At 70.1% G+C, this 25895-nt stretch carries 26 protein-coding genes and 1 riboswitch; of the genes, 7 read left to right on the top strand and 19 right to left on the bottom strand.

Translation table 11 applies throughout. The annotated features are described in order from the left end of the window. Positions 1 to 121: 121 nt before the first annotated feature. Positions 122 to 352, bottom strand: coding sequence for a DUF6894 family protein (locus tag MKK58_RS12025; RefSeq protein ID WP_243912272.1), 231 nt, complete (start codon positions 350 to 352; stop codon positions 122 to 124). Between the two features lie 417 nt (positions 353 to 769). On the opposite strand from MKK58_RS12025, the gene MKK58_RS12020 reads away from it, so the two are divergent. Further along, on the top strand, positions 770 to 1486 hold the full coding sequence (locus MKK58_RS12020) for a Crp/Fnr family transcriptional regulator (RefSeq protein WP_243912271.1): 717 nt from the start codon (positions 770 to 772) through the stop codon (positions 1484 to 1486). A 9-nt stretch (positions 1487 to 1495) separates the two neighbouring features. On the opposite strand, the gene MKK58_RS12015 is transcribed toward MKK58_RS12020, so the two are convergent. Further along, complete coding sequence (locus MKK58_RS12015) at positions 1496 to 2113, bottom strand: septation protein A (RefSeq protein ID WP_243912270.1); 618 nt, start codon at positions 2111 to 2113, stop codon at positions 1496 to 1498. Positions 2114 to 2184: 71 nt separating this feature from the next. Next, positions 2185 to 3636, bottom strand: coding sequence for a signal recognition particle-docking protein FtsY (gene ftsY, locus MKK58_RS12010; RefSeq protein ID WP_243912269.1), 1452 nt, complete (start codon positions 3634 to 3636; stop codon positions 2185 to 2187). 41 nt (positions 3637 to 3677) lie between these two features. Between ftsY and MKK58_RS12005 the strand changes: the two genes are divergently transcribed. After that, on the top strand, positions 3678 to 4379 hold the full coding sequence (locus tag MKK58_RS12005; protein WP_243912268.1) for an RluA family pseudouridine synthase: 702 nt from the start codon (positions 3678 to 3680) through the stop codon (positions 4377 to 4379). 30 nt (positions 4380 to 4409) lie between these two features. Here the strand turns inward: MKK58_RS12005 and mtaB are convergent, their stop codons facing one another. Together mtaB and dapF are read right to left on the bottom strand one after the other, a co-directional pair. After that, positions 4410 to 5654: a tRNA (N(6)-L-threonylcarbamoyladenosine(37)-C(2))-methylthiotransferase MtaB gene (gene mtaB / locus MKK58_RS12000; protein ID WP_243912267.1), complete on the bottom strand. Its 1245-nt coding sequence runs from the start codon at positions 5652 to 5654 to the stop codon at positions 4410 to 4412. 2 nt (positions 5655 to 5656) lie between these two features. Next, positions 5657 to 6550 carry a diaminopimelate epimerase gene (gene dapF / locus MKK58_RS11995; RefSeq protein WP_243912266.1) on the bottom strand — a complete coding sequence of 298 codons (894 nt, stop codon included), beginning with the start codon at positions 6548 to 6550 and terminating at the stop codon, positions 5657 to 5659. 290 nt (positions 6551 to 6840) lie between these two features. Between dapF and MKK58_RS11990 the strand changes: the two genes are divergently transcribed. Further along, entirely contained in the window at positions 6841 to 7551 is a 711-nt protein-coding gene (locus MKK58_RS11990; RefSeq protein ID WP_243912265.1) for a GyrI-like domain-containing protein, read from the top strand. Between the two features lie 22 nt (positions 7552 to 7573). Here the strand turns inward: MKK58_RS11990 and MKK58_RS11985 are convergent, their stop codons facing one another. The 5 genes from MKK58_RS11985 to gcvT form a co-directional block, all read right to left on the bottom strand. Continuing rightward, positions 7574 to 8086, bottom strand: a complete 513-nt coding sequence (locus MKK58_RS11985) for a methylated-DNA--[protein]-cysteine S-methyltransferase (RefSeq protein ID WP_243912264.1) — start codon at positions 8084 to 8086, stop codon at positions 7574 to 7576. A gap of 107 nt (positions 8087 to 8193) precedes the next feature. Continuing rightward, a complete protein-coding gene (locus MKK58_RS11980) occupies positions 8194 to 8628 on the bottom strand; it encodes an EamA family transporter (protein ID WP_243912263.1) in 435 nt (144 codons plus the stop codon). A gap of 129 nt (positions 8629 to 8757) precedes the next feature. Continuing rightward, positions 8758 to 11604: an aminomethyl-transferring glycine dehydrogenase gene (gene gcvP, locus MKK58_RS11975; RefSeq protein WP_243912262.1), complete on the bottom strand. Its 2847-nt coding sequence runs from the start codon at positions 11602 to 11604 to the stop codon at positions 8758 to 8760. A 178-nt stretch (positions 11605 to 11782) separates the two neighbouring features. Beyond that, positions 11783 to 12145 (bottom strand): glycine cleavage system protein GcvH, encoded by a 363-nt coding sequence (gene gcvH / locus MKK58_RS11970; RefSeq protein WP_243912261.1) that lies wholly within the window; start codon positions 12143 to 12145, stop codon positions 11783 to 11785. Between the two features lie 31 nt (positions 12146 to 12176). Further along, entirely contained in the window at positions 12177 to 13307 is a 1131-nt protein-coding gene (gene gcvT, locus MKK58_RS11965) for a glycine cleavage system aminomethyltransferase GcvT (RefSeq protein ID WP_243912260.1), read from the bottom strand. A 51-nt stretch (positions 13308 to 13358) separates the two neighbouring features. Beyond that, positions 13359 to 13467: riboswitch (glycine riboswitch) on the bottom strand. Between the two features lie 256 nt (positions 13468 to 13723). Between gcvT and nth the strand changes: the two genes are divergently transcribed. Continuing rightward, positions 13724 to 14515 (top strand): endonuclease III domain-containing protein, encoded by a 792-nt coding sequence (gene nth / locus MKK58_RS11960; protein ID WP_243912259.1) that lies wholly within the window; start codon positions 13724 to 13726, stop codon positions 14513 to 14515. An 8-nt stretch (positions 14516 to 14523) separates the two neighbouring features. Here the strand turns inward: nth and MKK58_RS11955 are convergent, their stop codons facing one another. Further along, positions 14524 to 16311: a di-heme-cytochrome C peroxidase gene (locus tag MKK58_RS11955; protein ID WP_243912258.1), complete on the bottom strand. Its 1788-nt coding sequence runs from the start codon at positions 16309 to 16311 to the stop codon at positions 14524 to 14526. A gap of 244 nt (positions 16312 to 16555) precedes the next feature. Between MKK58_RS11955 and trpS the strand changes: the two genes are divergently transcribed. From trpS to tam, 3 genes are read left to right on the top strand one after another with little or no spacing between them, the layout of a single operon-like run. Continuing rightward, a complete protein-coding gene (gene trpS, locus MKK58_RS11950) occupies positions 16556 to 17623 on the top strand; it encodes a tryptophan--tRNA ligase (RefSeq protein ID WP_243912257.1) in 1068 nt (355 codons plus the stop codon). Further along, a complete protein-coding gene (locus tag MKK58_RS11945; protein ID WP_243912256.1) occupies positions 17620 to 18318 on the top strand; it encodes a haloacid dehalogenase type II in 699 nt (232 codons plus the stop codon). Before trpS ends, MKK58_RS11945 begins: the two co-directional genes overlap by 4 nt. A 25-nt stretch (positions 18319 to 18343) precedes the next feature. After that, positions 18344 to 19126 (top strand): trans-aconitate 2-methyltransferase, encoded by a 783-nt coding sequence (gene tam, locus MKK58_RS11940; RefSeq protein ID WP_243912255.1) that lies wholly within the window; start codon positions 18344 to 18346, stop codon positions 19124 to 19126. Positions 19127 to 19136: 10 nt separating this feature from the next. Here tam and MKK58_RS11935 read toward each other — a convergent pair whose 3' ends face one another. The 8 genes from MKK58_RS11935 to MKK58_RS11900 form a co-directional block, all read right to left on the bottom strand. After that, positions 19137 to 19790 (bottom strand): pyridoxamine 5'-phosphate oxidase family protein, encoded by a 654-nt coding sequence (locus tag MKK58_RS11935; protein ID WP_243912254.1) that lies wholly within the window; start codon positions 19788 to 19790, stop codon positions 19137 to 19139. A gap of 218 nt (positions 19791 to 20008) precedes the next feature. Continuing rightward, positions 20009 to 21028, bottom strand: a complete 1020-nt coding sequence (gene ilvC / locus MKK58_RS11930; RefSeq protein ID WP_238280482.1) for a ketol-acid reductoisomerase — start codon at positions 21026 to 21028, stop codon at positions 20009 to 20011. A 26-nt stretch (positions 21029 to 21054) separates the two neighbouring features. After that, on the bottom strand, positions 21055 to 21699 hold the full coding sequence (locus MKK58_RS11925; RefSeq protein ID WP_243912253.1) for a TetR/AcrR family transcriptional regulator C-terminal domain-containing protein: 645 nt from the start codon (positions 21697 to 21699) through the stop codon (positions 21055 to 21057). Positions 21700 to 21790: 91 nt separating this feature from the next. Then, entirely contained in the window at positions 21791 to 22429 is a 639-nt protein-coding gene (locus tag MKK58_RS11920; protein WP_243912252.1) for a glutathione S-transferase family protein, read from the bottom strand. Next, on the bottom strand, positions 22426 to 22689 hold the full coding sequence (locus MKK58_RS11915; protein ID WP_243912251.1) for a type II toxin-antitoxin system PemK/MazF family toxin: 264 nt from the start codon (positions 22687 to 22689) through the stop codon (positions 22426 to 22428). Before MKK58_RS11915 ends, MKK58_RS11920 begins: the two co-directional genes overlap by 4 nt. Before the next feature lie 105 nt (positions 22690 to 22794). Then, positions 22795 to 23337, bottom strand: a complete 543-nt coding sequence (ilvN, locus tag MKK58_RS11910) for an acetolactate synthase small subunit (RefSeq protein ID WP_238280494.1) — start codon at positions 23335 to 23337, stop codon at positions 22795 to 22797. 112 nt (positions 23338 to 23449) lie between these two features. Beyond that, the gene (locus MKK58_RS11905; protein ID WP_243912250.1) at positions 23450 to 25225 is read right to left on the bottom strand and encodes an acetolactate synthase 3 large subunit; all 1776 of its coding nucleotides are present in this window, start codon (positions 25223 to 25225) and stop codon (positions 23450 to 23452) included. A 282-nt stretch (positions 25226 to 25507) separates the two neighbouring features. Further along, the gene (locus MKK58_RS11900; protein WP_243912249.1) at positions 25508 to 25783 is read right to left on the bottom strand and encodes a PepSY domain-containing protein; all 276 of its coding nucleotides are present in this window, start codon (positions 25781 to 25783) and stop codon (positions 25508 to 25510) included. Between the last annotated feature and the right edge of the window lie 112 nt (positions 25784 to 25895).

Here is a 25895-nt window from a genome sequence, read left to right as displayed (position 1 = left end):
CCTCGGGGGGCGACGCCGATCGGGCGCCGGTACGCACGCTCGGGCATCACGTCGCTGCGCCGGCGACGGCCTTCAGCGTCTCGTGGTCGAGGACCTCGATCTTGCGAGCAGCCCGCCCCGATCAGCCGCTCGCGAACGGGATCGTGAGCAGGACCGTGCCGGCCTCGTCCGTGATCTCGAAGCTGCGCGCCTGCCAGGGTCCGGGCGCACCGTAGACGTTGGGGCGTCCCAGGATGTCGTGGATGATCTCCAGGGCGAGGGTCCGGGCCTCGTCGAGGTCCGGGATGTCGTCTCCGTCGGGGTCGGCGATCAGGGCGTCGTTGTCCCGGATGTTGAGGAAGTACCGAGGCATGGGCGTCTCGTCCGGCGCGTCCCAGGCCGATGCCGCCTCGCGCGCGGGCCGAACGGCATCGCTCGAGCGGCAGGCGCCGCCCTCCATCGTCCCCGCGCCGACCATAAGCCGCAAGACCCACGGGCTCAAGCGCCCGGCCCGCTCCCCGGGTCCGCTCCCTGGACCGATGGGGTGGTTGTGGGGGACTGGTTCCGGCGTCGCCGCCGCAGGTATTCTCCCGGACTACCGCAGTATTAAATCTTAGGGTTGTGATAGATTTCGCTGGAAACTTTAATTCGTACGTTAGCGGACTGAAGTGTACTGAAGCATTCTCTTCACAACGTTCGGTCGATGTGTCATGTCCGCTGCGTCGCCCGAGACGGATCGGGCCGCGGGTGATGATGCGTTCGGAGTCCCGCCCGTGAGATCTGCGGAGTCGTGACGTCGTTCCCCATCCAGACTGAAATCCGCAACCACCTGCTGCGCACCCTCTGCGCGGCCGATTTCGACCGTCTGCGAGGGCATCTCGTTCGCTGCTCGTTCGAGCAGGGCGCGGTCCTGGAAGGGCCGGGGGAATCCGTGGCGGCGGTCCACTTCCCCGAGCCCGGCATGCTGTCTCTGGTGGCCCATGCGGGCGACGGGACCCGCGCCGAGGCGGGCATCATCGGCCCCGAGGGTATGACCGGCCTCGCCCTTCTCAACGGAGTGGATGCCTCGCCGCACACCATCCTGGTGCAGGTGCCCTGTCGAACCCTGCGCATCGAGGCCGGCCCCTTTCGCCAGGCGCTGGCCGCCAGCCGGACCTTGAGCGAACACCTGCTGCGCTACGCCCAGGTGTTTTCCGTTCAGCTGGCCCAGGGGGCCCTGTGCAACGCGCAGTTCACCATCGAGCAGCGCCTGGCCCGCTGGCTCCTCATGTGTCACGACCGGGCCGACCGCGAGGACCTGCCGCTCACGCACGAATTGCTGTCGCAGATGCTCGGCGTGCGCCGCGCAGGCGTAACCACGGGTCTGCGCGTCCTCGAACTCTCCGGCGCCCTGAAGACCCGGCGCGGCGGCATCAGCATCCGCGACCGCGCCGTTCTCAGGACGATCGCGGGGGCGTCCTACGGAGTGCCGGAAGCCGAGTATGCCCGCATCCTCGGCGCCCCCTGAGGGTCCCGCTCAGGCCGAGCCCGCCCCCGGTTCCTTGCGTTCGTGGCGCATCAGCAGGGGCGTCTGCGCCAGCGCGAAGGCGATGGTCAGCGGCATGATGCCGAACACCTTGAAGCTGACCCAGAAATCCTCCGTCTGGGTGCGCCACACCACCTCGTTGATGGCCGCCAGCACGAGGAAGAACACGCCCCAGCGGAAGGTGAGCTTGCGCCAGCCGTCCTCGGTCAGGGTGAACATCGAATCGAGCACCACCGAGAGGAGCGATTTGCCGAAGGCGAGCCCGCCCAGGAGCACGAGACCGAACAGCGTGTTCACGATGGTGGGCTTCATCATGATGAAGGTCTTGTCCTGGAGCGCCAGGGTGAGACCGCCGAACACCACCACCACCACGCCCGACACGAGCGGCATGATGGGCAGACGCCGCATCAGCGCGTAGTGGATGCCGAGCGCCACCACCGTGGCGACGACGAACACGCCGGTGGCCACGAACAGCTTCTGGTCGGGGTGCACCCCGAGGCGCTCGGCATAGGCGTTGCCGAAGAAGAAGATCATCAGCGGCCCAAGCTCGAGGGCGAGCTTCACGAGGGGCGGCAGGTGGCGGTGCGGGGGGACGGCTTCGATCTGCATGGGGTCCATCATAGAGGGTTCCGGGCGGCGGCCCGCCGCGACACGGCGCTTCAGGGGGCGAGGGCCACGCCTCAGCCGGCGTCCAGGCCCGCGATGGCGCGGGCGAAGTCGCGGGCCTCGAAGGGCTCCAGGTCCTCCACCCCCTCGCCCACACCGATGAAGTGCACGGGCAGACCGAACTTGGCCGCCAGCGCCACCAGGATGCCGCCGCGCGCCGTGCCGTCGAGCTTGGTCATGACGAGACCGGTGACGTTGGCCGCCTTCGAGAACAGCTCGACCTGGCTGAGCGCGTTCTGGCCCACCGTGGCGTCGAGGACGAGGAGGACGGCGTGGGGGGCCTGCGGGTCGATCTTTCGGATCACCCGCAGGATCTTCTCCAGTTCCGCCATCAGCCCGGCCTTGTTCTGGAGCCGGCCGGCGGTGTCGATGAGGAGGACGTCGGTGCCCTGGGCCTTGGCCGCCTCGTAGGCATCGTAGGCCAGGCCCGCCGCGTCCGCCCCCTGCGCCCGCGCGATCACCGGGGTCTGCGTGCGCTGGCCCCAGACCTTGAGCTGCTCGATCGCCGCCGCCCGGAAGGTGTCGCCGGCGGCCAGCATCAGGGAGTGCCCCTCGGCCTTCAGCTTCAGGGCGAGCTTGCCGATGGTCGTGGTCTTGCCGGCCCCGTTGACCCCGATCATCAGGATCACGAAGGGCTTCTTCGAGGTGTCGATGCGGAACGGGATCGCCACGGGGGTGAGCGCGCGCTCCACCTCCGCCGCCAGGATCTCGCGGACCGCATCCGGCGAGATGCCCTTCTCGTAGCGGCCCTTGCCGACGGCTTCCGAGATCCGCGTCGCGGTCTCGATGCCGAAATCGGCCTGGATCAGGGCGTCCTCGAGTTCCTCCAGGGTGTCGGCGTCGAGCTTGCGCTTGGTGAAGAGACCCGTGACCCGCTCGGTCAGCGCCGTGGAGGTGCGCTTCATGCCCCCCGTGAGGCGGCTCCACCAGCCGCGCTTCGGCTCCTCGGAGCCCAGGTCGGGTTCGGGCAGGAAGATCTGTGTCGAGACCTCGGGCTCGGGTTCCGGCACGGGCTCGGGGGCCGGCTCAGGCACCAGGACGGGCTCGGGCGCGAAGGCCCTGGCCGCAGTGTCGGCGGCCTCGGCGCCCCGGCCCGGGTCGTCGCCGGCCGTGCCGGCGGGTGGGCGCTCCTCGGCCCCCTCCACCGGCTGCAGGTCGGCGCCTTCGAGCTCGTCCGGCACCGCGTTCTTGTCGGGCGTGCCGGTGGCCGGCTCCCCCGGCGGGGGCGGCACGTGGGCGACGTCCGTCGCGGCGGTGGCGAAGTCCGGCTGGCCCTCGGAGAACGAGGCCGGGGATTCGGGTGGGGGCGCGATCGGCGCTACGACCGGTTCGGGCTCCGGAGCGGGCGCCCGCGTCTGGTCCGGCTTCGGGTCCGGCGGCTGCACCGGCACCGGCGCGGGACGTGGCTCCTCCTTGGTGCCGAACATCTTGCGCAGCAGCCAGCCCGGCCTCTTGTCTTCGCTCATTCCCGCTTGCTCCCCGGACCCGGCATGGTTAGCGCGTCGGTATGCCCACAGCCGATGCCCTCGTAACAGACATAGGCGCGCGCCTCCTCTACCGCGATGCCCTCGTGCTCGTCATCGACAAGCCGGCCGGTTTGCCGGTCCATCCCGGCCCGAAGGGCGGCGAGACCCTTACGGACCATCTCGAGCGCTTACGCTTCGGCCTGCCGCGCCGGCCGGAGGCCGCGCACCGCCTCGACCGCGACACCTCCGGCTGCCTCGCCCTGGGGCGCCACGCCAAGGCGCTCGCCCGCCTGAACAAGCTCTTCGCCGCCAGCGGCACGGTGGAGAAGACCTACTGGGCCCTGGTCGAGGGCGGCCCCGAGGCAGAGGCCGGCGAAATCGACCTGGCGCTGGCGCGGCGCTCCGACGATCCCCGCTCCTGGTGGATGAAGGCCGACCCGGCCGGCGACCCCGCGCTGACCCGCTTCACGGTCCTCGGGCGCGGCGGCGGCCTGACTTGGCTCGCCCTCTCGCCGGTCACCGGACGCACGCACCAACTGCGCGTCCACTGCGCCACGCTGGGCTTTCCGATCCTGGGCGACCCGATCTACGGCACCGCCCCCCGCAGCGGCGGGCCCGGCCTGCAACTGCACGCCCGCGCCCTCGCCCTGCCGCTCTATCCGAAGAAGCCGCCGATCCACGTCGAGGCGCCGGCCCCCGCGCATATGCGCACGGGCCTGGAGGCCTGCGGCTTCGGCGGCTGAGGACATCGCGATCGGGACCACGCCGGCGCCTCAACCCGCGATGAGCACGCGGCCGTCATGCCCGGCGATCGTCACCTCGCGAAAGATCCCCGGCGGAGGCTCCGGCGCCAGCCGCACCGGGGTGAAGCCCTCCGTGCGCCCGAGGCCGCCGCGCTCGGTGAGCACCCGGTGCGTGCGGCCGACCTCCCCGGCGAGGTGCGCGGCCAGGGCGACGGCGCCCGCCGCGCGCAGGCGGGCCGCGCGCTCCCGCACGATATCGCCCGGCACCGGCGGCATCCGTGCGGCGGGGGTGCCGGGGCGCGGCGAGTAGGGGAAGACGTGCAGGTGCGTCAGCCCGCATTCGGCCACGAGGTCGAGGGAGCGGGCGAACTGGGCCTCGGTCTCGGTGGGAAAGCCCGCGATGAGGTCGGCCCCGAACACCGCACCGGGGCGCAGGGCCCGGACCGCGTCGCAGAACCGGACCGCGTCGGCGCGCGTGTGGCGCCGCTTCATCCGCTTCAGGACGAGGTCGTCACCGGCCTGGAGGGAGAGGTGGAAATGCGGCATCAGCCGCGGTTCGCCGGCGATCGCCGCCATCAGGGCGTCGTCGGCCTCGATGGAATCGATGGAGGAGAGGCGCAGGCGGGCGAGCTCCGGCACCTGCGCGAGGATCGCCTGGACGAGGCGCCCGAGGCTCGAGGCGGCATAAAGGTCGCGGCCATACGCGGTGAGGTCGACGCCGGTGAGCACCACCTCGCGCCCGCCCGCCTCCACGATCCTGGCGACCTGCGCGACCACGTCGGCCAGTGGGACGGAGCGGGAATTGCCGCGCCCGAACGGGATGACGCAGAACGTGCAGCGGTGGTCGCAGCCGTTCTGCACGGGCACGAAGGCGCGGGTCTGCCCGGCGATGCCGGCGATCCGGGTCGGGGTGGCCGTTCGCACCGCCATGATGTCGTCGATGGCGGCCCGCGCCTCCGGGCGCGCCGGCCCCGCCCAGGTCTCGGCCCGGCCCTTCGCGTCGTTGCCGACGAGGCGTGCCACCTCCGGCATCGCCGCGTAGGCCTCGGTCTCGACCTGCGCGCCGCAGCCCGTGACCACGATCTCGGCGCCGGGCCGTTCACGGGCGAGGCGGCGGATCGCCTTGCGGGCCTGGCGCCCGGCCTCCGCCGTCACCGCGCAGGTGTTGACGATGACGAGGTCGGCGGATGCGGCCCCGGCCTCCGCGTGCCCGCGCATCACCTCGGACTCGACGGTGTTGAGGCGGCAGCCGAAGGTCAGGGTCTCGACCGCCATCGTCAGGCCGCGCCGTCGTCCGCGAACATCTCGGGCGGGAAGGTGCCGTCCCATTCCAGCGCCACCGGGCCCGTCATCAGCACGTGGTCGTCGGCGCGCCACTCGATGACGAGGTCGCCGCCGGGCAGGCTCACCGTGGCGCCCCGGCCGATCATGCGCAGGCGCGCGGCCGCCACCAGGGTGGCGCAGGCGGCGGTGCCGCAGGCGAGCGTCAGCCCGGCCCCGCGCTCCCAGACCCGGAGCTTGATCCGGTCCGGCCCCAGCACCTGCGCCACCGAGATGTTGGCACGCTCGGGAAAGACGGGATGGTTCTCCAGCATGGGGCCGATGCGAGCGAGGTCGTAGGTCTCGGGATCGCGGTCCACGAAGAAGACCGCGTGCGGGTTCCCCATGTTCACGACGCCGGGCGAGTGCAGGACGGGATCGTCGATGGGCCCGATCTGGAGCTCGATCCGCCGCGTGTCCTGGAACGGCTCGGCGAGCGGGATCTCGGCCCAGGCGAATCGTGGCCGCCCCATGTCGACGGTGAAGGAGCGCTCGGCCACCCGCTTGACGCTGACCAGGCCGCCCCGGGTCTCCAGGGTGAGCCGACCACTCTCGGCGGGGCGCGCCATGGCGGGGTCGTCGAACATCGCGTAGGCGACGCAGCGGGTGCCGTTGCCGCAGGCGCCGGATTCCGAGCCGTCCGTGTTGTAGATGCGCAGGGACGCGTCGGTGCCGGGGTTCCGGGCATCGTGGATGACCATGAGCTGGTCGAAGGCCGAGCGCGGATCGGCCGCGATCGCGCGCGCCTCCCCGGCCGTGACCTGCACGGACGTGCCGCGCAGGTCCAGGACCACGATCCGGTTGCCGGCCCCGTGCATCTTCAGGAACCGCCGATGGGCCAGCTCGCTCATGTCGCCGTGTCCGTTGCCGTCATGTCCATTGCCGCCTCGTCTGCGTGCCCCGCGTGACGGGTGTTCGATCCGGTGGGGCTATAGGGCAAAGCGCCGGCGCACGCACGGGGGCAGACAGCGCGCTCGGGGCGCGGCTGCGTTGCAGAAGCGCCGCGCTGCGCGCGCTTCGTGCGTCGCGGCACGCATGCGCTCTCGCCGGGCGGCCCCATCGCGCCTAGGTTCCCGGTTCTGGGTCCGGGTCATGCGATTCGACGTCACCCGCGCCTCAGCGACGCTCCGGAGCCACCGCCTTGATCCGTTCCCAGTCGCTCGTCGTCCTGCTCGCCGGGTGCCTCGCGCTCCCAGCCGCCACCCTCGCCCAGCCGGCGCCCGCGACCCCGCCGGCCGCGGCCAACCCGCTGCCGACCACCACCAATCCCGACCCGAAGAATCCCGGCACGGCCGACATTCCGGTGCCGGCCCAGGCCGGTGCGGCGCCCTCGGCCACGCCGACGACCGGCCCGCGGCAGACCCTGGTGGCCACGCCCGGCGACGCCAACGACGTCGACGAGGTCTCGCTGCCGGCCAAGCCCGCCGCCATCCTGGCGGGCCGCGCGAAGTGGGAGGAGGCGGTGCCGAGCCTCAAGGCCGCGTTCCAGCGCATCGAGGCGGATCTGGCCAAGGCCGGCATCCAGGCGGTGGGCCGCCCCCTCGCGGTCTTCGCCAAGACGGACGACGACGGCTTCCAGTACGACGCCATGATCCCGATCGCCGCGATGCCGGACCCCAAACCCGCCGAGGCGGACGGCCTGCGCTTCGGCACCACGCCGAGCGGGCGCGCCCTGCGCTTCCCGCACAAGGGCTCCTACGACGAGATCGACGGCACCTACGAGACCCTGACCGCCTATCTCGACGCCAAGGACGTCGTGGTGCAGGACCGGTTCATCGAGGAATACGTCACCGACCTCAACGACAAGGCCGACGAGAAGCTCGACGTGAACATCTACGCCCTGCCGAAATAGGTTCGGGCCTGAGCCGCTCGGGTCAGAGCAGGCTCATTTGTGCCTGGGCCGCGGCGCCCTGCCCGCGCTCCAGGGCCAGCAGGAAGCGCTTCGTCTCGAGCCCGCCGGCAAAGCCCGTCAGCGCCCCGCCCGCGCCGATCACCCGGTGGCAGGGCACCACGATGGGCAGCGGGTTGGCCCCGTTGGCCGCCCCCACCGCCCGGCTGGCGCTGGGGCGCCCGATGCGCCGGGCGAGTTCGCCGTAGCTGATCGTTTCGCCCGGCGGGATCTCGGTGAGCGCCTGCCAGACCGCCAGCTGGAACGGCGTGCCGCGCGGGGCGAGTTCGAGGTCGAACCGGTTCAGGCGCCCGGCGAAATACGCATCGAGCTGCGCCCGCGCCTGTCCGAAGGCTGTGTCGTCCCGCAGCCAGTCGGATTTGAGCGTCACCGCGCCCTTGCCGGCGGGGAAGCCGATGCAGGCCAGCCGCGCGTCGATGCCCGCCAGAACGAGGGGCCCGATAGGGCTGGGCAGGATCGTGTAGCGCGTCTCCGGCATGGCATGCTCCGGTGTGGCGGTCGCGATCGACCGCGCAGGCCCCTGTCGGGTGGATGGGCGATTCTCCGACGCGAAGATGGCCGAAGCGTTGTGGCGGCCGTCGCTCATCACCGGAACGCGACCAGAACGGCGCCGGCCGCGATCAGGGTGACGCCGGCCCAGTTCAGGGCCGAGAGCCGCTCGCCCAAGAACAGCACGCCGAACACGGCCACCAGCACGACGCTGAGCTTGTCGATGGGTGCGACGCGGGCCGCTTCGCCGAGCTTGAGCGCCCGAAAGTAGCAGAGCCAGGATGCCCCGGTCGCGATGCCGGACAACACCAGGAAGAGGTAGGTTCGCCCCGACACCGAGGTGGGCGCCTGCCAGCCGCCGGTGCACGCGAGGATGCCGGCGATCACCACCAGAATGACGAGGGTCCGCACGAACGTGGCGTAGTCGGAACCGACGTTCTCGACGCCGACCTTGGCGAAGATCGCCGTGAGGGCCGCGGACACGGCCGAGAGCACGGCCCAGAACAGCCAGGACGATGTGATCTGTCCCATAAAGCGCCTCTCGCGACTTCCCCCGTGTGGCTCTGCGGCCGATCCGGATCGGGGGTTGAGCTGGGTATAGAGACCCGCGCCGGCCGCTCCCACCCCGAATGGGGGCGATAAGCGGCCGGCGCGACGCCCCTACTCCGCCGCCTCGCTATAGGCGTCCACCGGCGGGCAGGCGCAGACGAGGTTGCGGTCGCCGTAGGCGTTGTCGACCCGGTTGATCGGGGGCCAGTACTTGTCCATCCCGAGGCTTCCGGAGGGGAAGCAGGCCGCCTCGCGGGAATAGGGGCGCTCCCAGGTCCCCACGAGGTCGCGCACCGTGTGGGGGGCGTGCTTCAACGGGTTGTTCGCCCGGTCGATCCGCCCCTCCTCGATGGCGCGGATCTCCTCGCGGATCGCCAGCATGGCGTCGCAGAAGCGGTCGATCTCGCCCTTGGTCTCGGATTCGGTGGGTTCGATCATCAGGGTGCCGGCCACTGGCCAGGACATGGTCGGCGGGTGGAAGCCGCAATCGATCAAGCGCTTGGCGATGTCGTCGACGCTGACGCCCGCGCTCTTCTGGAATGGCCGCACGTCGATGATGCACTCGTGCGCCACCCGCCCCTGGGCGCCGGAATACAGGACCGGGTAGGCGCCGCTCAGGCGGGCCGCGATGTAGTTGGCGTTGAGGATGGCGATGCGGGTCGCCTGGGTCAGGCCGCGCCCGCCCATGAGCAGGCAGTAGCTCCAGGAGATCGGCAGGATCGAGGCCGAACCGTAGGGCGCGGCCGAGACCGCCCCCTCCTCGCCCGTGCGGGGGTCGGAGGGCAGGAACGGGATCAGGTGCGCCTTGACGCCGATCGGGCCCATGCCGGGGCCGCCGCCGCCGTGGGGAATGCAGAAGGTCTTGTGCAGGTTGAGGTGGCTGACGTCCGCGCCGATGTCGCCGGGGCGGGCGAGACCCACCAGGGCGTTGAGGTTGGCCCCGTCGAGATAGACCTGTCCTCCATGGCCGTGGACGATGTCGCAGATCGCGCGGACCTGGACCTCGAAGACCCCGTGGGTCGACGGGTAGGTGATCATGCAGGCGGCGAGCTTTTCGGAATGCAGCTCCGCCTTCTTGCGGAAATCGTCGAGGTCGACGTTCCCCTGCGCATCCGCGCCCACCACCACCACGCTCATCCCGCACATCTGCGCCGAGGCCGGGTTGGTGCCGTGGGCCGAGGACGGGATCAGGCAGACGGTCCGGTGCGCGTCCCCCCGCGACAGGTGATAGGCGCGGATGGCGAGCAGCCCGGCATATTCCCCCTGCGCGCCGGAATTCGGCTGCATCGAGATCGCGTCGTAGCCGGTGATGGCGCAGAGCTTTTCGGACAGGTCGTCGATGAGCGCCCGGTAGCCCAACGCCTGGTCCGCCGGCACGAAGGGGTGGATCTCGGCGAATTCCGGCCAGGAGATAGGCAGCATCTCGGCGGTGGCGTTGAGCTTCATGGTGCAGGAGCCCAGCGGGATCATCGCCCGGTCGAGCGCCAGGTCCCGGTCGGCGAGGCGGCGCATGTAGCGCGTCATCTCGCTCTCGGCCCGGTTCATGTGGAAGATCGGATGCGTCAGGTAGGGGGAGGTCCGCATCAGCGCCTGCGGCAGGCGGCTCTCCGGCCAGGCGTCATCGTAGACCGGGTCCGTCGCCCCGAAGGCGCGCCACACCGCCTGGAGGATGTCGGGGCGGGTGCGCTCGTCCACCGTGATGCCGATGCGTTCCGCGCCAACTTTCCGCAGGTTGACGCCGTTGGCGACCGCCTGCCCGAGGATCAGGCCCTGGAAGGCGCCGACCCGCACGGTGATCGTGTCGAAGAAGTGCTCCGGCTCCACCGTGAAGCCCAGCGCCTCCAGGCCACCGGCGAGGCGCACGGCGTCGCGATGGACCCGGGCTGCGATGGCTTTGAGCCCGCGCGGGCCGTGGAACACCGCGTACATGCCGGCGATGACGGCGAGCAGCACCTGCGCGGTGCAGATGTTCGAGGTCGCTTTCTCGCGGCGGATGTGCTGCTCGCGGGTCTGGAGCGCGAGGCGGTAGGCGCGGTTGCCGCGGGCATCCACCGAGACCCCGACGAGGCGGCCCGGCAGGGTGCGCTTGTGGGCGTCGCGGGTCGCCATGTAGGCCGCGTGCGGGCCGCCATAGCCCATCGGCACACCGTAGCGCTGCATCGACCCGATGGCGATGTCGGCGCCCATCTCGCCCGGCGAGGTCAGGAGCGTGAGCGCCAGGGGGTCGGCCGCCACCACCGCAACCGCGCCGGCCGCGTGCAGGTCGGCGATTGCGCCGGTCAGGTCGCGGATGCCGCCGCAGACGCCGGGATACTGGAAGATCGCGCCGAAGACCTGGGCCGGATCGAGGTCGGTGGCCGGATCTCCGACCACGATGGTCCAGCCCAGCGGCGCGGCGCGGGTGCGCAGCACCGCGATGGTCTGGGGCAGGCATTCGGCATCCACGAAGAAGGCGGTCTTCCCATTCGCGCCGATCCGCTGGGCCATGCCCATGGCCTCCGCCGCGGCGGTAGCCTCGTCCAGCAGCGAGGCGTTGGCGATGTCGAGGCCGGTCAGGTCGCAGACCAGGGTCTGGAAGTTCAGGAGCGCCTCGAGGCGGCCCTGGCTGATCTCGGGCTGGTAGGGCGAGTAGGCCGTGTACCAGGCCGGGTTCTCGAAGATGTTGCGCTGGATCACCGGCGGCATGGTGGTGCCGTGGTAGCCCTGCCCGATCAGCGAGACGAGGAGCCGATTCTTGTCGGCGATGCCCCGCATGTGCTCGATCACCCGGCGCTCGGTCATCGCGACCCCGAAGTCGAGGCGCTCCTCCTGGCGGATGTCGGCCGGCAGGGTCTCGTCCATCAGGGCGTGCAGGCTCTGAGCGCCCACGACGCCGAGCATCGCCTCGATTTCCTGCGTCGTCGGGCCGATGTGCCGGCGGTTGGCGAAGTCGTAGGGGTCGTAGCGGTCGTGGGGCATGGGGGCCTCGGATTGTGAATGATCTGGACGATGCCGTCGCATCCCTTCTCCCCTTTGCGGGAGAAGGTGGCCCGCGCAGCGGGGCGGATGAGGGAGCGCCGTATCCGGAGAGGTCGTCCCCTCTCCCGCCCACTCCGTGGGCACCCTCCCCCGCATAGGGGGAGGGTAAGCGGCGGCGCTACTTCGCGAACTCGGCGTACGCCGCCTCGTCCATCAGGCCGTCGAGGCTGGCCGGATCGTCGAGGCGGATGCGGTAGAGCCAGCCGGCGCCCTGCGGATCGGCGCCGACGCTGGACGGGTCGGCCACAGCCGCGTCGTTGATCTCGGTCACCTCGCCGGAGACCGGCGCGTAGACGTCGGAGGCCGCCTTCACCGACTCGACCACGGCCGCGGCCTCGCCCTTGGTCAGCTTGGCGCCGACCTTCGGCAGCTCGATGAAGACGAGGTCCCCGAGCTGCTCGGCCGCATGGGTGGTGATGCCCACCGTGGCGACGTCGCCGGCGCAGTCCAGCCACTCGTGCTCGTCCGTGAACTTCCGCATCGCTCTCTCCTGGGTGTTGGATGGAAGGGGGTCAGGCGCGCTTGAAGCCCGCCGGAACGAAGGGCAGTCCCGACACCACCAGGGGCAGGCGCTTGCCGCGCACCTCGGCGAAGACGCGGGTGCCGGGGGCGCCGAGCGCGGCCGGCAGGTAGCCCATGGCGAGCGGCGCCTGCAGGCTCGGCCCGAAGCCGCCGGAGGTGACCTGCCCGATGGCCGCGCCGGTCTCGTCGGCGAAGAGCGGCGCCCCCGCCCGCACGGGCGTGGGACCCTCCGGACGAAGGCCGACGCGCCTGCGGGCCGGGCCGGTCTCCAGGGCGTCGAGGATGCGCGCCGCCCCGGGAAAGCCGCCGGCCCGGGCGCCGCCGCGCCGGCGCACCTTGGGAATCGCCCAGGACAGGCCGGCCTCCACCGGGTCGGTGCCGGGATCGATGTCGTTGCCGTGCAGGCACAAGCCCGCTTCGAGGCGAAGGGAATCGCGGGCGCCGAGCCCGATCGGCAGCACCGTGGGATCGGCCAGCAGCGCTTCGGCCAGGGCCTCGGCCCGGTCCTCGGGCACGGAGATCTCGAAGCCGTCCTCGCCGGTATAGCCGGAGCGGGTGATGAGGGCAGAGGCGCCGATGAGCCCGAGCATGCGCACGTCCATGAAGCGCATCTCAACCACCTCCGGCGCGAGGCGCGCGAGCGCCGCCTCCGCGCCCGGCCCCTGCAGGGCGACGAGGGCCCGGGCCAGCACGGTGACGGTGCAGACGTCGGAGAGATGCGCCCGCAGATAGGCCTCGTCGGCGGCCTTGTTGGCGGCGTTGACCACGAGGAAGAGGCTGTCGCCGCAATGGGCGACCATGAGGTCGTCGCGGATGCCGCCCGACGCGTCGAGGAGGAGCCCGTAGCGCTGGCGGCCCGGCGTCAGGCCGAGCACGTCGATGGGCAGCAGGGTTTCGAGGGCGCGCGCCGCGTCGTCGAGGTCGCCAGAGCGCGGGGTGAGCCGGATCTGGCCCATATGCGACACGTCGAACAGGCCGGCGCCGCTCCGCGTGTGCAAGTGCTCCTTGAGCAGGCCCGCCGGATACTGCACCGGCATGGCGTAGCCGGCGAACGGGACCATCCGGCCGCCGTGGCGCAGGTGGAAGGCATGCAGGGGCGTGCGGGCAACATCGGGGGACATCGGATCACTCCACGACAAGCAGCTTCCGGAAGCTCGGCTGAGCGTTTCCGGTTGCCCCCATCTGTCGCGGTTACCTGAGAGCTTCTCCCCGACCGCGGATGCGGCCCGGGATTTCTCCTTCGGTGGACGCCGTCAGGCGCCTCTCTCCAGATTGTCCAACGGTACGGTGATTGTGCCTGAGAGTTTCCGGGGGTGGTTGCTCCGTCGGCGCCATGGTTCGAAGGCTTCGCTTGGTGAAACGCTCGACCTGGGCTCTCCCGTACCATCTTTGATGACCGGTCCAGGGTTTCACAGTGCACTGCGTCATGCAAGGCACCCCGCCGGGGCAGCGCGTTACGCTTTGCCAAATCCGTCAGCCCGGGGGTGAACCGGTGCCGCGTCGGGGAACCGCGCCGACGCACGCGGATTCACCCAGCATGCCGATCGCATCAGGGCACGACCTCGCCGGCCCCCGCCCCCGCCGGACCCGACCCGCGAAATCTACAGCGACCGCGGTCGACCCTGCCCTCAGCGACAAGGCCCTGGCGATCCACGCGCGCCTCTGCCCGGTCTATGGCTGCCCGATCCCGTACTTCCACAGTCTCGATCCCTTAAGTGAACTCGTTTCCTCGCTCCTCTCCCACCGGACGCGCAATGCCGAATCCGGCCGCGCCTTCAAGGCGCTGCGGGCCCGCTATCCCGACTGGGAGGCGATGCTGGCGGCCCCCGTCGCCGAGATCGAGGCGACCATCGCGGGGGTGACCTGGCCGGAACTAAAGGCGCCGCGCCTCCAGGCGATCCTCTCCGCCGTGAAGGCACGTCAGGGCGCCCTCACCCTCGATTTCCTCAAGGACATGGCGGTGGAGGAGGCCCGGGCCTGGCTCGAGGCGATCCCCGGGGTGGGGCCGAAGACCAGCGCGGCGGTGCTCTCCTTCAGCCTCCTGCGGATGCCGGCCCTGCCGGTGGACAGCCACCACCATCGCGTGGCCCAGCGCACCGGCCTCATCGGCCCCCGCGTCGATGTCGGGCCGTCGCACCCGATCCTGCGGGCGCAATTGCCCGCCGACTGGAGCGCGCAGGCCCTCTACGACAACCACGAGGTGCTGATGCTACACGGGCAGCACGTCTGCCACCACCGCAACCCCGCCTGCGGGCGCTGCGTCCTCCTCGACCTCTGCCCGGAGGGGCAGGCCCGCACCGGCGCCGGGGGCGCGGTCCGCGAGCCGTGAGCGAAGACCTACAGGGTCTTCAGGTACTCGATCAGGGCCGCCTTTTCCTGGGGTGAGAGGTTCGTGCCGTAATCGTGGCCGCAGCGGCTGTTGCCGGAATCCCGGGCGCTGCAATCCGTCGTCTCGAGGACGAAGTCGAACTTGGTCTGGTCCGCCGCGAGGCCGACCTCCGTGGTGTCGTAGTTCGGACCGACCTTGAACCGCGCCTTGCGGTCCGCCGGTTTCTTCAGAAGCTCGGCCAGGGTCGGCACCGAGCCGTTGTGGAGGTAGGGCGCGGCAGCCCAGATGCCTTCGAGAACGCGCGACTCGTAGGGAAAGCTCTCGCTTTCGGTGCGCAGGATCTCCGGCCGCGTGCCGTCGGGCCGCGTCGGGAACGCACCCTTCAGCTCACGCAGCTTAGGCGGAAGCACGAAGTCCTTCGCCATGTCGGCGACCGCGGCGCCCTTCTCCGCGCGGGTGCGCAGGGACGCAAAGAGCGGCGGCACGTAGCTCTGGATGATCGAGCCGAGCACGGCGTTGGCCAGGATGTTGAAGGCCAGTTCGCCCTCTGCCTTGAGCGGCGCCTGGAGGAAGGGGACGTGCGCCCCGGTGAGAACGCCGCTCTTGGCCGTCCACTTCATGACCGCGTGCTCGCGCGAATCGGTACCGACGTCCTGGATCGGCGTCGCCCAGGTCTGGTCGTTGAAGAAGCGCGGCGTGCCGGGTCGCGGCCAGTGGCAGCCCTTGCAGTTCACGGCCGGGTCCGTGCTCGCGAAGATGGCCTTGCCCTGTCGGATGAGGCCGACATCGAGCGCCCAGGGCCATTTCGGCGGCCCGATCTGCTTGACGAGATTCTCCAGCTTGCGCAGCCCGTCGAAGTTCGCCGAATTGTTGCTCAGGTAATCGTAGCCGAGGACGCGCCACCACTCGGCCTTGGGCTCGAACGTTCCGAAGACGCCGAAGACCTCGCCCAGGTTGCGCGACAGCGCCAGGACGTCGTCGCCGTTGTCGGCGAAGCCCGGCCACTGCGTCTTGTCCTGGATCGGCGCGTTCCACAGGAAGGGATAGCGCGCCGGCGCGTCCGCCACGTGGATGTTCTCGGGGATCACGGTGTTGGGGGGCGTGCCGATATCGAGGCCGGTGAGGCGGTTGAAGATCATCCCGACGGCGTCGAGGCGGGCCGGACCCCAGGGCTTGGCGGGCAGGGCCCGCGAGATCAGCGTGTGGTAGCGATAGTACCAGTTGTCGACCGCCACGAAGAGGGCGCGCACCGTGTTCGGCTCCGAGGCCTCGGCGCCGAGGACGGACCGCGCGAAGGGCGCGAAGGCCTCAGGGCTCGCGACGACCCCGCCCACGGCCTTGTCGAGATCGGCCAGAAAGCTCTGGAAATCGACGATCGCCGGGCCGCCGTCGATCCGGTAGGCGGTTCCGCCCACGTCGATCTGCCGGGTGTGGCAGGCGGCACAGGTCATGCCCGCGAACTCGCCGCCGGGCGAGCCGGCGGCGGTGAAGCCGACGGGCAGGCCGGTCGGGCTGTCCGGGTTCGGCAGATAACCGTAGCGTGAGAGGCTGTCGGCCAGGAAGGGCGCGCCGTCCGGCTTCCGAAGTGCCTGAAGCCACGTCAGGGGCATCAGCTGCGAGCCCTGGTCCTGGCTGTAGAACGCCCGGCGTTTCTCCGCCCCGGCCCAGTTCGCACCCTGGTCGACCAGTACCGGTTGCGGCTGGGACTGCGCCGGGACAGTGTCGGGTAGTAGAGGCAGCAGGACGACGACGCCAAGGGCGGCCCGGCGCCCGGCGCGGACAAGACGTGATGGCATGCTGCCCTCCGGGAATACTGTCGTCGTTTCGAATCATCCCGATTCGCGACATGGATTCTGGTATCGGGATTCCAGATAGAAAACAACTTATAGTTATTGTCGGGGCGCGCGCCTCGGCGTTGAAAAACGGCCGATGGTGTCGGACGGGCGCGGGTTCTTGACCCCGCCCGAGCCGCGATGCCAGAAGCCGGGTTTTCCAGGGATGCGAGGTCGCCTCGGCCCTTCCAGGAAGGACCCCGCCACGATGAGCGCGTTCAAGGAACTGGTGTTCTCGGGCGTACAGCCTACGGGCAACCTGCATCTCGGCAACTATCTCGGCGCCATCAAGCGCTTCGTCGAGATGCAGGCGCGCGATGCGCAGTGCCTGTACTGCGTCGTCGATATGCACGCGATCACCCTGTGGCAGGACCCGGCCGCGCTGAAAGGCCAGATCCGTGAGGTCACCGCCGCGTTCCTGGCCGCCGGGATCGACCCGAAGCGCTCGATCGTCTTCAACCAGAGCCAGGTGCCCCAGCACGCCGAACTCGCCTGGATCTTCAACTGCGTCGCGCGGCTGGGCTGGCTCAACCGCATGACCCAGTTCAAGGACAAGGCCGGCAAGGACCGGGAGAACGCAAGCGTCGGGCTCTACGCCTATCCGGTGCTGATGGCGGCCGACATCCTGGCCTACCGCGCCACCCACGTGCCCGTGGGCGAGGACCAGAAGCAGCACCTCGAACTGACCCGCGACATCGCGCAGAAGTTCAACAACGATTTTTCGCAGTCGATCGCCGCCCATGGGCACGATGAAGGGGCCGGCTTCTTCCCCGTCACCGAGCCGCTGATCGGTGGGCCGGCGGCGCGCGTCATGAGCTTGCGCGACGGCACCAAGAAGATGTCGAAGTCGGACGTCTCCGACAATTCGCGGATCAACCTCACGGACGACGCCGATTCTATCGCGGCCAAGGTGCGGAAAGCCAAGACCGATCCGGACGCCCTCCCCTCCGAGGTCGCGGGTCTCTCTGGCCGCCCCGAGGCCGACAATCTCGTGGGCATCTTCGCGGCGCTGAAGGACGTCTCGCGGGAAGATGTGCTGCGCGATTTCGGCGGCGCCCAGTTCTCCGCGTTCAAAGGCGCGCTCGTCGAACTCGCCGTCGAGACCCTGGCGCCGCTGGGGGCCGAGATGAAGCGCCTCGTGGCCGATCCGGCCGAGATCGACGCGGTGCTGGCCGACGGAGCCGAGCGCGCAGAGGCCATCGCGGCCCCGACCCTGGACGCCGTCAAGGACATCGTCGGCTTCGTCCGGCGGACGCGGCTGCACGCGGTGCGGTGATGATCCGGGCGCTCGTCTTCGACGTCTTCGGGACGCTCGTCGATTGGCGCTCCGGAATCGCCCGCGAGGCCGCGCGCCTGCTCGGCCCCGACCCGTCCCTGGATACCGGTGCCTTCGCGGATGCGTGGCGACGGCGCTACGAGCCCGCGATGGAGACCGTGCGCTCCGGTGTCCGTCCCTTCGTGGACCTCGATACGCTCCAGGCGGAATCCCTGCCCCGGGTGCTGGCGGAATTCGGCATCGCCGACGTTCCGGATGCCGTGCGGCGGGAGCTTGTCCAGGCGTGGCACCAGCTCGACGCCTGGCCCGACGTGCCGGACGCCCTGCGGCGCCTGCGGACGCGTCACCTCCTGGCGCCGAATTCGAACGGCCATGTTCGGCTGATGATCGACCTCGCCCGCCGCAACGGGCTGATCTTCGACGCGATCCTGGGCGCCGGCCATTCCCGCGACTACAAGCCGAAGCCGGCCCTCTACCGCGACGCGGTAACGGCCCTCGGCTTCGCCCCGGCGGAGACCCTGATGGTCGCCGCCCACTCGGCCGATCTCGCGGCGGCGGCGCATCACGGCCTGTCCACCGCCCACATCGCTCGCCCCCGCGAGCACGGGCCGGGCGGTGGCGAGACCGCGCCCGCCGGGTCGGTCACCTACGCGGCGCGGGATCTGGCCGATCTGGCCGACCAACTCGGGTGCTGAGGGCGGAACGGGAGCGAGGGCGCGCATGACCGACTGGAATCCCGCTCTCTACGTTCGCTTCGAGGACGAGCGCACTCGCCCGGCGGCCGAGCTTCTGGCCCGCATCCCCCTCGACGCGCCGCGCCTCGTCTACGATCTCGGCTGCGGGCCCGGCAATTCCACGGCCCTGATCGCGGCGCGCTACTCCGACGCGGAGGTGATCGGCCTCGACACCTCTCCGGCGATGCTGGAGAGCGCCCGGACCCGCCTGCCCGGCCTCGCCTTCGCGCAGGGCGACGCCGCGACCTGGCGGCCGGAACGGGCGCCGGACCTGATCTATGCCAACGCCGTGCTGCAATGGCTGCCCGACCACCGGGTGCTGCTGCCCCGCCTGTTCGGCCTCCTCGCGCCGGGCGGGGTGCTCGCGGTGCAGATGCCCGACAACCTCGCGGAGCCCTCGCACCGCCTCATGCGCGAGATCGCGGCGGCCGGCGCCTGGGCCGAGGCCATCGGCGACCCGGTCGTGGCCGGCCGGGTCGGACGCATGCTGGAGCCGGCCGGCTACTACGATCTCCTGGCGCCGCTCGCCGCCGACGTGGATGTCTGGCGCACCGCCTATTACCACCGGATGGCGGATGCGGGCGCCATCCTCGCCTGGGTGAGCGCGACCGGGCTGCGCCCCTTCTTGGACCCGTTGGCACCCGACGCGGCGGCCGGCTTCCTCGAAGCCTACGCGGCCGCGATCGACGAAGCGTATCCCCCACGGAGCGACGGACGCCGTCTGCTCGCCTTTCCGCGGGTCTTCATCGTCGCGCGCCGGGCGCCGTAAGGATCGCGGCTCAGCTCTCGCCGCGGGCGACCCGGGCCTCGTACTCCGGCAGCTCGATCCGGCCCTCCTTCGCGACGCGGGCCTTGTCCTCCTCGGGGATGACGTCGGCGACCATGTCGAGGCGCTTCCAGAGGGCGAGCGGCGTCTCCTTCTCGGGGGTCGGCACGTATCGGTTCTGCGCCACCTTCTGATACTTGTGGATGTAGCGCGGGCAGTTGACCCAGGCTTTCGTGACCTCGACCCGGACGAGATACTTGGCCTCCGTGTACTCGGCCATCAGGGGATCGTCGCGCAGCATCCGGGCATGGCCCTGGACGCGGACCCGGTGCGGGGTCTCGAAGTCGATGAACAGCAGGCCGACCTTGGACTGCCCCTCGATGTTGCCCATCGAGTACCACATGCCGTTGCCGTCGAAGCCGGGGAACACCAGCGTGTTGCCGTCGAGCACCTTCACGAAGCCGGGGCTGCCGCCCTTGTAGGAGACGGTCGGCATGCCGTCGGGGTCGACGGTGGACAGGAAGAACATGTCCCGGCTGCCGATGAAGGCGGCCTCGGTCTCGCCGATCTGCTCCTGAACCCATCCGGTGTCCAGGCGCTCCGCGAGCTTGACGGTGTTGAACTCTTCCTGAAGCGCGCGATGCTCGTCGTAATAGAGCGATGCCATGGGGGTCCTCTGCGTTTCGGCCGCTCTCAACCGGGCAGCCGTTGGCGGCGATGATCGCGGGAAACCTCTCCGAGCACAACATTCGATCCCTTCATCTCTCGCCATGGCGAGGGCGAGGCGACCTGTCGTCCGCGCACGAAAAAGCCGGCGCCGCTCGCGCGACGCCGGCTTCCTCCGCGACGTGCAGCCGAGCGAAGCCCGGCTGCAACGGGCAAGAATCAGTTCTTGGCCTTGTCGACCAGCGCCTTCTCCGAGATCCACGGCATCATGCCGCGGAGCTTCGCGCCGACCTCCTCGATCGGGTGGGCGGCGAGCTTGGCGCGGGTGGCCTTGAACGAGGTCTGGCCGACCTTGTTCTCCAGCATCCAGTCGCGGGTGAACTTGCCGGACTGGATGTCGTTGAGGACGCGCTTCATCTCGGCCTTGGTCTCGGGCGTGACGATGCGGGGACCCGTGACGTACTCGCCGTACTCGGCGGTGTTCGAGATCGAGTAGTTCATGTTGGCGATGCCGCCCTCGTAGATGAGGTCGACGATCAGCTTCACCTCGTGCAGGCACTCGAAATAGGCCATCTCGGGGGCGTAGCCGCCCTCGACGAGGGTCTCGAAGCCGGCCTTGATCAGCTCGACGAGGCCGCCGCAGAGCACGGCCTGCTCACCGAACAGATCGGTCTCACACTCTTCCTTGAAGGTGGTCTCGATGATGCCGGCGCGGCCACCACCGTTCGCCGAAGCGTAGGACAGGCCGAGGTCGTGGGCGTTGCCGGAGGCGTCCTGCGCGATGGCGATGAGCGTCGGCACGCCGCCGCCCTTGAGGTACTCGCCGCGCACAGTGTGGCCGGGGCCCTTCGGGGCGACCATGAGCACGTCGAGGTCCTTGCGGGGCTCGATGAGGTTGAAGTGCACGTTGAGGCCGTGGGCGAACAGGAGGGCGGCGCCCTGCTTCATGTTCGGCTCGAGGGACTCCTTGTAGATGTCCCCCTGCAATTCGTCGGGGGTCAGCATCATGACGACGTCGGCCTGCTTGGCGGCGTCGGCCACGTTCATCACCGTGAAGCCCTCGGCTTCAGCCTTCTTGGCGGTGGCCGAGCCCTCGCGCAGCGCGATGACGATACCCTTGACGCCGGAATCGCGGAGATTCAGCGCGTGGGCATGGCCCTGGCTGCCGTAGCCGACGATGACGACCTTCTTGCCCTTGATCAGGTTGAGGTCGGCGTCGCGATCGTAATAGACCCGCATGGATTGGTTCCTCTCTTCGTGGGGTGTCAGGGATGGGCCTGGCCGTAGAGGGCCAGGAACTGGTCGACGGCGCGGGCCGCGTCGCGTCGGATCTCGGTGGCGTCGAGTTCGAGAGCGTCGCCGAGAAGAAGTCGGATCTGGATGTCGCGGCCGACCAGACCGAAGAAGGTCCGGAAGGCGGTCTCGCCGTCGTCGAAGGCCAGGAGCCCGGCCGCGCGTCCCGCCTCGAGCACGGGCTTGACCCGCGCGCCGATGGCCAGGCGCCCGTTCGCCAGCACGATGGCGCCGAGGTTGCCCTTGCGCGAGCCGGCATGCGCGATGGCGATGCGGTTGAGCACCACCGAGGTGCGGCCCGCGATGACGTCGAGCCAGCTCACGGCGAAGTCGAGCAGGCGCTCGCGCAGGGATTCGGCGTCGAGGGGGCCACCCGCGTCGCGGCCCGCATGGACCCGCGAGGCCTGCCAGCGCACCGTGGCGGTCAGGAGCCCGTCGCGGTCCCCGAACCACTTGTAGAGGGTCTCCTTCGAGCAACTCGCCCGGCGCGCCACCGCGTCCATGGTGAGTTGGTCCCCCTCCTCGACCAGGAGGGCGAGCACGGCATCGAGCACCGCCTGCTGGCGGGCCGAAGGCGCCTCGTGCCCGGTCTCTTCCCGTGTGGCCGTCGCGGTCATGCCTGTCGAATACCAGTACCGTACCGTACGGTACGCGGCTTCGTAGTCCGATTCGGCGATCCGAACAAGGGGGCGCTCCCTCGCCGGATCCTTATTCGGGCAGCGTCAAGCCTTCCCGGGCGAACACTGTCTTCACGGCTGGGCGCGCGGCCATGGCGCGGGCGTGGCGCGTCCAGGCGGGAAAGCGCTCGGCCATGTCGAAGCCCAGCGTCGGGCCCCGCCCCCAGGTCCAGAACAGCAGCAGATAGGGGTCGACGACGCTATAGCGCTCGCCCAGCGCCCAGCCGCCGTTGGAGAGCTTGACCTCGGTCATCGTGAACAGGTCGCCGCAGGTCTCGGCCCCCTTGGCCTGGATGCCGGGAAAGGCCGATTCGTCGCTGGTGTAGCGCCCGGCCCGGCGGATATGCGCGTAGGCCGGGTGGTGGTTGATCGAGAGCCAGCCCAGCCACTCGTCCACCCGGGCCTGGTCGCGCGGGGCCTCCGGCCAGAGACCGGCCTGCGGGTGCGTGCGGGCGATGTGGCGCAGGATCGCGGTGTTCTCGGTGAGCACCCAGTCGCCCTCCACCAGCGCCGGCACGCGGCCGCGTTCGTTGACGGCGAGGTATTCGGGCGCGCGCTGGTCGCCCTTGGCGAGGTCGAGCCGTACGGTCTCGTAGGGCGCGCCTGTCTCCTCCAGGGCGATGTGGGAGGCGAGCGAGCAGGCGCCGGGGGCGTAGTAGAGGGTGGTCATGGCGGTTCGTTTTCCTTCGGCGGGTCGCCCACCGGTATGCCGATGAGGGCCGCCAGTTTGGAGCGGGCTTCCGCGAGGGTCTGGGCTGGGACCGTTCCCAGCCATCGGAGCGTTCGCGCACGGCGATCGATGGAGCGGACCTGATCGACGAGAACCGCGCCGGCCTGGCCAGAGCGCCGAGATAGCGGCGTCCTCGCGCGGTGCCTTCGGAAGGACCTCCACGGTCTGGCCTTCGGACCGACCAAGGCGCCGGACCTCATCGGCCAACAGACGGACCGCGTAGTCCGACCCCTCCCGCTCCGGCTTCGCTCGCCTCCGTCGCAGACCGGCGCCATCACATCATAGCGCGGTCTCGCCGCCAGGACCTACATCGCCTCGGCGCCGCGCCCCATGGCGGCGATGCCCGTGCGGGAGATCTCCACGAGGCCGATCACCGTCATCAGGCCGATGAAGCGGTCGATCTCCTCGGTGGTGCCGGTCACCTCGAACACGAAGGAGTTTAGGGTCGCGTCGAGGGTCTTGGCGCCGAAGGCCGCCGCGAGGGTCAGCGACTCGGTCCGGTGTTCGCCGGTGCCCGCCACCTTGACGAGGCAGAGCTCGCGCTCGAGGGCCTTGCCCTGGAGGGTCAGGTCGACGACCCGGTGCACGGGCACGAGGCGGTCGAGCTGGGCCTTGATCTGCTGGATCACCGCGTCGGTCCCGGCGGTGACGATGGTGATGCGGGAGAGGTGGCGCGCCACCTCGGTCTCCGAGACCGTCAGGCTCTCGATGTTGTAGCCGCGCCCCGAGAACATGCCCGAGATGCGGGCGAGCACGCCGGGCTCGTTGTCGACGATGACCGCCAGGGTGTGCCGGTTGATCGGCTCGACCCGGCCGGCATCGGGATAGTGCGTGTTCATGGCGTTCATGGGCTGCCCCGGATCTGCGTCTGCGATGGCGTGTCGTGTGAGGCCCGGCCGGGCCGATCGAATGGGACCGGGCGGGAGCCCGGTCCGGATGCGGTGGGATGGGTCCGGAGGCTCAGACCAGCATCTTGCCTTCTTCCGAGATGACGTCGCCGAGCTCGACCCCGGTCTCGCCGAGGTAGTCGGACAGCAGCATCTCGTTGTGCGCCTTGCCCGACGGGATCATCGGGAAGCAGTTCTCCTTCTTGTCGACGACGCAGTCGAAGACGACGGGGCCGTCGTAGTCGAGCATCTCGGCGATCGCCGCGTCGAGGTCGCCCGGCTTCTCGCAGCGGATGCCCTTGGCGCCGTAGGCTTCCGCCAGCTTCACGAAGTCCGGCAGGCTCTCGGAGTAGCTCTGCGAGTAGCGCGAGCCGTGCAGCAGCTCCTGCCACTGGCGCACCATGCCCATGTACTCGTTGTTCAGGATGAAGATCTTGACCGGCAAGCGATACTGCACCGCCGTGGACAGCTCCTGCATGTTCATCAGGATCGAGGCCTCGCCGGCGATGTCGATGACGAGGCCCTCCGGGTGGGCGAGCTGCGTGCCGATGGCCGCCGGCAGGCCGTAGCCCATGGTGCCGAGGCCCCCGGAGGTCATCCAGCGGTTCGGCTCATCGAACTTGAAGTACTGGGCCGCCCACATCTGGTGCTGGCCGACCTCGGTGGTGACGTAGGTCTCCCGGCCTTTGCAGGCCTCGTAGAGGCGCTGCACCGCGTATTGCGGCTTGATGATCGTGCCCGACGGCCAGTAGGCGAGGCAGTCGCGCGCCTTCCAGGCCTGGATCTTGGTCCACCAATCCTCCAGGCGCGCCTTGTCCGGCTGGCGCGGCTGCGCCTTCCAGGCGGCCAGCATGTCCTCGAGCACCGAGCCGCAATCGCCGACGATTCCGACATCGACCTTGACGACCTTGTTGATCGAGGAGGCGTCGATGTCGACGTGGATCTTCTTCGAGAACGGCGCGAAGGCGTCGAGGCGGCCGGTGATGCGGTCGTCGAAGCGCGCACCGATGCAGACCATGACGTCGCAATCATGCATCGCCAGGTTGGCCTCGTAGGTCCCGTGCATGCCGAGCATGCCGAGGAACTGGTCGTCCGAGGCCGGGAAGGCGCCGAGACCCATCAGGGTCGAGGTGACGGGAAAGCCGGTCTCGGCGGCGAGCCTGCGCAGCAGGGCCGAGGCGTGCGGGCCGGCATTGATGACGCCGCCGCCGGTGTAGAGGATCGGCCGGCGCGCGGAGGCCATCAGCTCGACCGCCGCCTGGATCTGGGCCGCGTCGCCCTTGAAGGCCGGCTTGTAGGTCTTGTGGCCGTTCTGCGTCGGGCGCTCGTAGACGCCGGACGCGAACTGGACGTCCTTCGGCAGGTCGATGACGACCGGGCCGGGGCGGCCATGGGACGCGACGTAGAACGCCTCGTGCAGGATGCGCGGCAGGTCGTCGATCGATTTGACGAGGTAGTTGTGCTTCGTGCAGTGGCGCGTGATGCCGACCGTATCGCATTCCTGGAACGCGTCCGTGCCGATCAGGTGCGTCGGGACCTGGCCGGTGATGCAGACCAGCGGGATCGAATCGAGCAGTGCGTCGGTGAGACCCGTGATGATGTTGGTGGCGCCGGGCCCCGAGGTGACGAGGACGCAGCCGACCTTGCCGGACGAGCGCGCGTAGCCCTCCGCGGCGTGGACGGCGCCCTGCTCGTGGCGCACGAGGATGTGCTTCAGGGTCTCCTGGTGGAAGAGCGCGTCGTAGATCGGCAGCACCGCGCCGCCGGGATACCCGAACAGCGTATCGACACCCTGATCCTGAAACGCCCGGATGACCATTTCGGCCCCGGTCATGACCTCGCCGCCCATCGTCCTGCTCCTTAAAACTGTGTGCGTGTTCGTGTCGTCGGCTCGTCGCGGCAATAAAAAAGGGCCCCGAGGGACCCTGCATGCGCCACCATCCGGATCGCGGACCCTGGTGTCAGGCCCGCCCCGTCAGTGGCGCTTCCGTTACGATAAGGATGGCACGCATCGGTAGAGATCTTGTCCTGTTCGGCCGGCGCGGGAAGCGTCGGACGAATCGAAAATCGTGACGCGTGTCTTACCGAAGAGATGGGAAGCGGTCAACGCCGAAGGCACGATATCGCCGATCTACTCGATCGGAACCTCGCCCAGGATCGCGCCGGTCTTCGGATCGGCATCGAACTTCATCCTGCGCCCGTCCTTGAGGCCCTCCCCGTCCCAGTGGCCGTCATCGGCCTCCAGCTTGGTGATCTCGGAATAGCCCGCGCCCTTCAGCGCCTGCGTCACCTGGGCCGGCGTCAGCCAGTCGGGGCCGGGCGTCTCGGCCCGGGCCGCCGGCGCCAACGCGAGGGCCAGGGGCAGGGTCGCGAGGGCGACGATCGCGGAACGGGCGAACCGGGACATGGGGTTGATCCTGTGGGCGGGAAGCGAGCGGGATGCACGGCGGGCGGGAGCGAGGCTTAGCCGAGAAATCCCCGGCCCGCGAGGCGGGTCCGGTGCGCCGTGTCACGGCGGC

Source organism: Methylobacterium sp. J-078, from assembly GCF_022829285.1.
In the GTDB taxonomy this organism is placed as follows: domain Bacteria; phylum Pseudomonadota; class Alphaproteobacteria; order Rhizobiales; family Beijerinckiaceae; genus Methylobacterium.
This window is presented reverse-complemented; position numbering and strand designations above follow the sequence as displayed.

What these genes read in the sequence shown, in the direction of transcription:
- mtaB (WP_243912267.1), bottom strand. Translation starts at nt 5,654, where the DNA reads ATGGCGGTCGAGACCCTGACCTTCGGCTGCCGCCTCAACACCGTCGAG.
- gcvP (WP_243912262.1), bottom strand. Translation starts at nt 11,604, where the DNA reads ATGCCCCACGACCGCTACGACCCCTACGACTTCGCCAACCGCCGGCAC.
- MKK58_RS12015 (WP_243912270.1), bottom strand. Translation starts at nt 2,113, where the DNA reads ATGCAGATCGAAGCCGTCCCCCCGCACCGCCACCTGCCGCCCCTCGTG.
- gcvT (WP_243912260.1), bottom strand. Translation starts at nt 13,307, where the DNA reads ATGTCCCCCGATGTTGCCCGCACGCCCCTGCATGCCTTCCACCTGCGC.
- MKK58_RS11925 (WP_243912253.1), bottom strand. Translation starts at nt 21,699, where the DNA reads ATGACCGCGACGGCCACACGGGAAGAGACCGGGCACGAGGCGCCTTCG.
- MKK58_RS11980 (WP_243912263.1), bottom strand. Translation starts at nt 8,628, where the DNA reads ATGGGACAGATCACATCGTCCTGGCTGTTCTGGGCCGTGCTCTCGGCC.
- MKK58_RS11955 (WP_243912258.1), bottom strand. Translation starts at nt 16,311, where the DNA reads ATGCCATCACGTCTTGTCCGCGCCGGGCGCCGGGCCGCCCTTGGCGTC.
- MKK58_RS12025 (WP_243912272.1), bottom strand. Translation starts at nt 352, where the DNA reads ATGCCTCGGTACTTCCTCAACATCCGGGACAACGACGCCCTGATCGCC.
- trpS (WP_243912257.1), top strand. Translation starts at nt 16,556, where the DNA reads ATGAGCGCGTTCAAGGAACTGGTGTTCTCGGGCGTACAGCCTACGGGC.
- ilvN (WP_238280494.1), bottom strand. Translation starts at nt 23,337, where the DNA reads ATGAACGCCATGAACACGCACTATCCCGATGCCGGCCGGGTCGAGCCG.
- MKK58_RS11900 (WP_243912249.1), bottom strand. Translation starts at nt 25,783, where the DNA reads ATGTCCCGGTTCGCCCGTTCCGCGATCGTCGCCCTCGCGACCCTGCCC.
- MKK58_RS11905 (WP_243912250.1), bottom strand. Translation starts at nt 25,225, where the DNA reads ATGGGCGGCGAGGTCATGACCGGGGCCGAAATGGTCATCCGGGCGTTT.
- gcvH (WP_243912261.1), bottom strand. Translation starts at nt 12,145, where the DNA reads ATGCGGAAGTTCACGGACGAGCACGAGTGGCTGGACTGCGCCGGCGAC.
- nth (WP_243912259.1), top strand. Translation starts at nt 13,724, where the DNA reads ATGCCGATCGCATCAGGGCACGACCTCGCCGGCCCCCGCCCCCGCCGG.
- MKK58_RS11915 (WP_243912251.1), bottom strand. Translation starts at nt 22,689, where the DNA reads ATGAGGTCCGGCGCCTTGGTCGGTCCGAAGGCCAGACCGTGGAGGTCC.
- MKK58_RS11935 (WP_243912254.1), bottom strand. Translation starts at nt 19,790, where the DNA reads ATGGCATCGCTCTATTACGACGAGCATCGCGCGCTTCAGGAAGAGTTC.
- MKK58_RS12005 (WP_243912268.1), top strand. Translation starts at nt 3,678, where the DNA reads ATGCCCACAGCCGATGCCCTCGTAACAGACATAGGCGCGCGCCTCCTC.
- dapF (WP_243912266.1), bottom strand. Translation starts at nt 6,550, where the DNA reads ATGAGCGAGCTGGCCCATCGGCGGTTCCTGAAGATGCACGGGGCCGGC.
- ilvC (WP_238280482.1), bottom strand. Translation starts at nt 21,028, where the DNA reads ATGCGGGTCTATTACGATCGCGACGCCGACCTCAACCTGATCAAGGGC.
- MKK58_RS11920 (WP_243912252.1), bottom strand. Translation starts at nt 22,429, where the DNA reads ATGACCACCCTCTACTACGCCCCCGGCGCCTGCTCGCTCGCCTCCCAC.
- ftsY (WP_243912269.1), bottom strand. Translation starts at nt 3,636, where the DNA reads ATGAGCGAAGACAAGAGGCCGGGCTGGCTGCTGCGCAAGATGTTCGGC.
- MKK58_RS11985 (WP_243912264.1), bottom strand. Translation starts at nt 8,086, where the DNA reads ATGCCGGAGACGCGCTACACGATCCTGCCCAGCCCTATCGGGCCCCTC.
- tam (WP_243912255.1), top strand. Translation starts at nt 18,344, where the DNA reads ATGACCGACTGGAATCCCGCTCTCTACGTTCGCTTCGAGGACGAGCGC.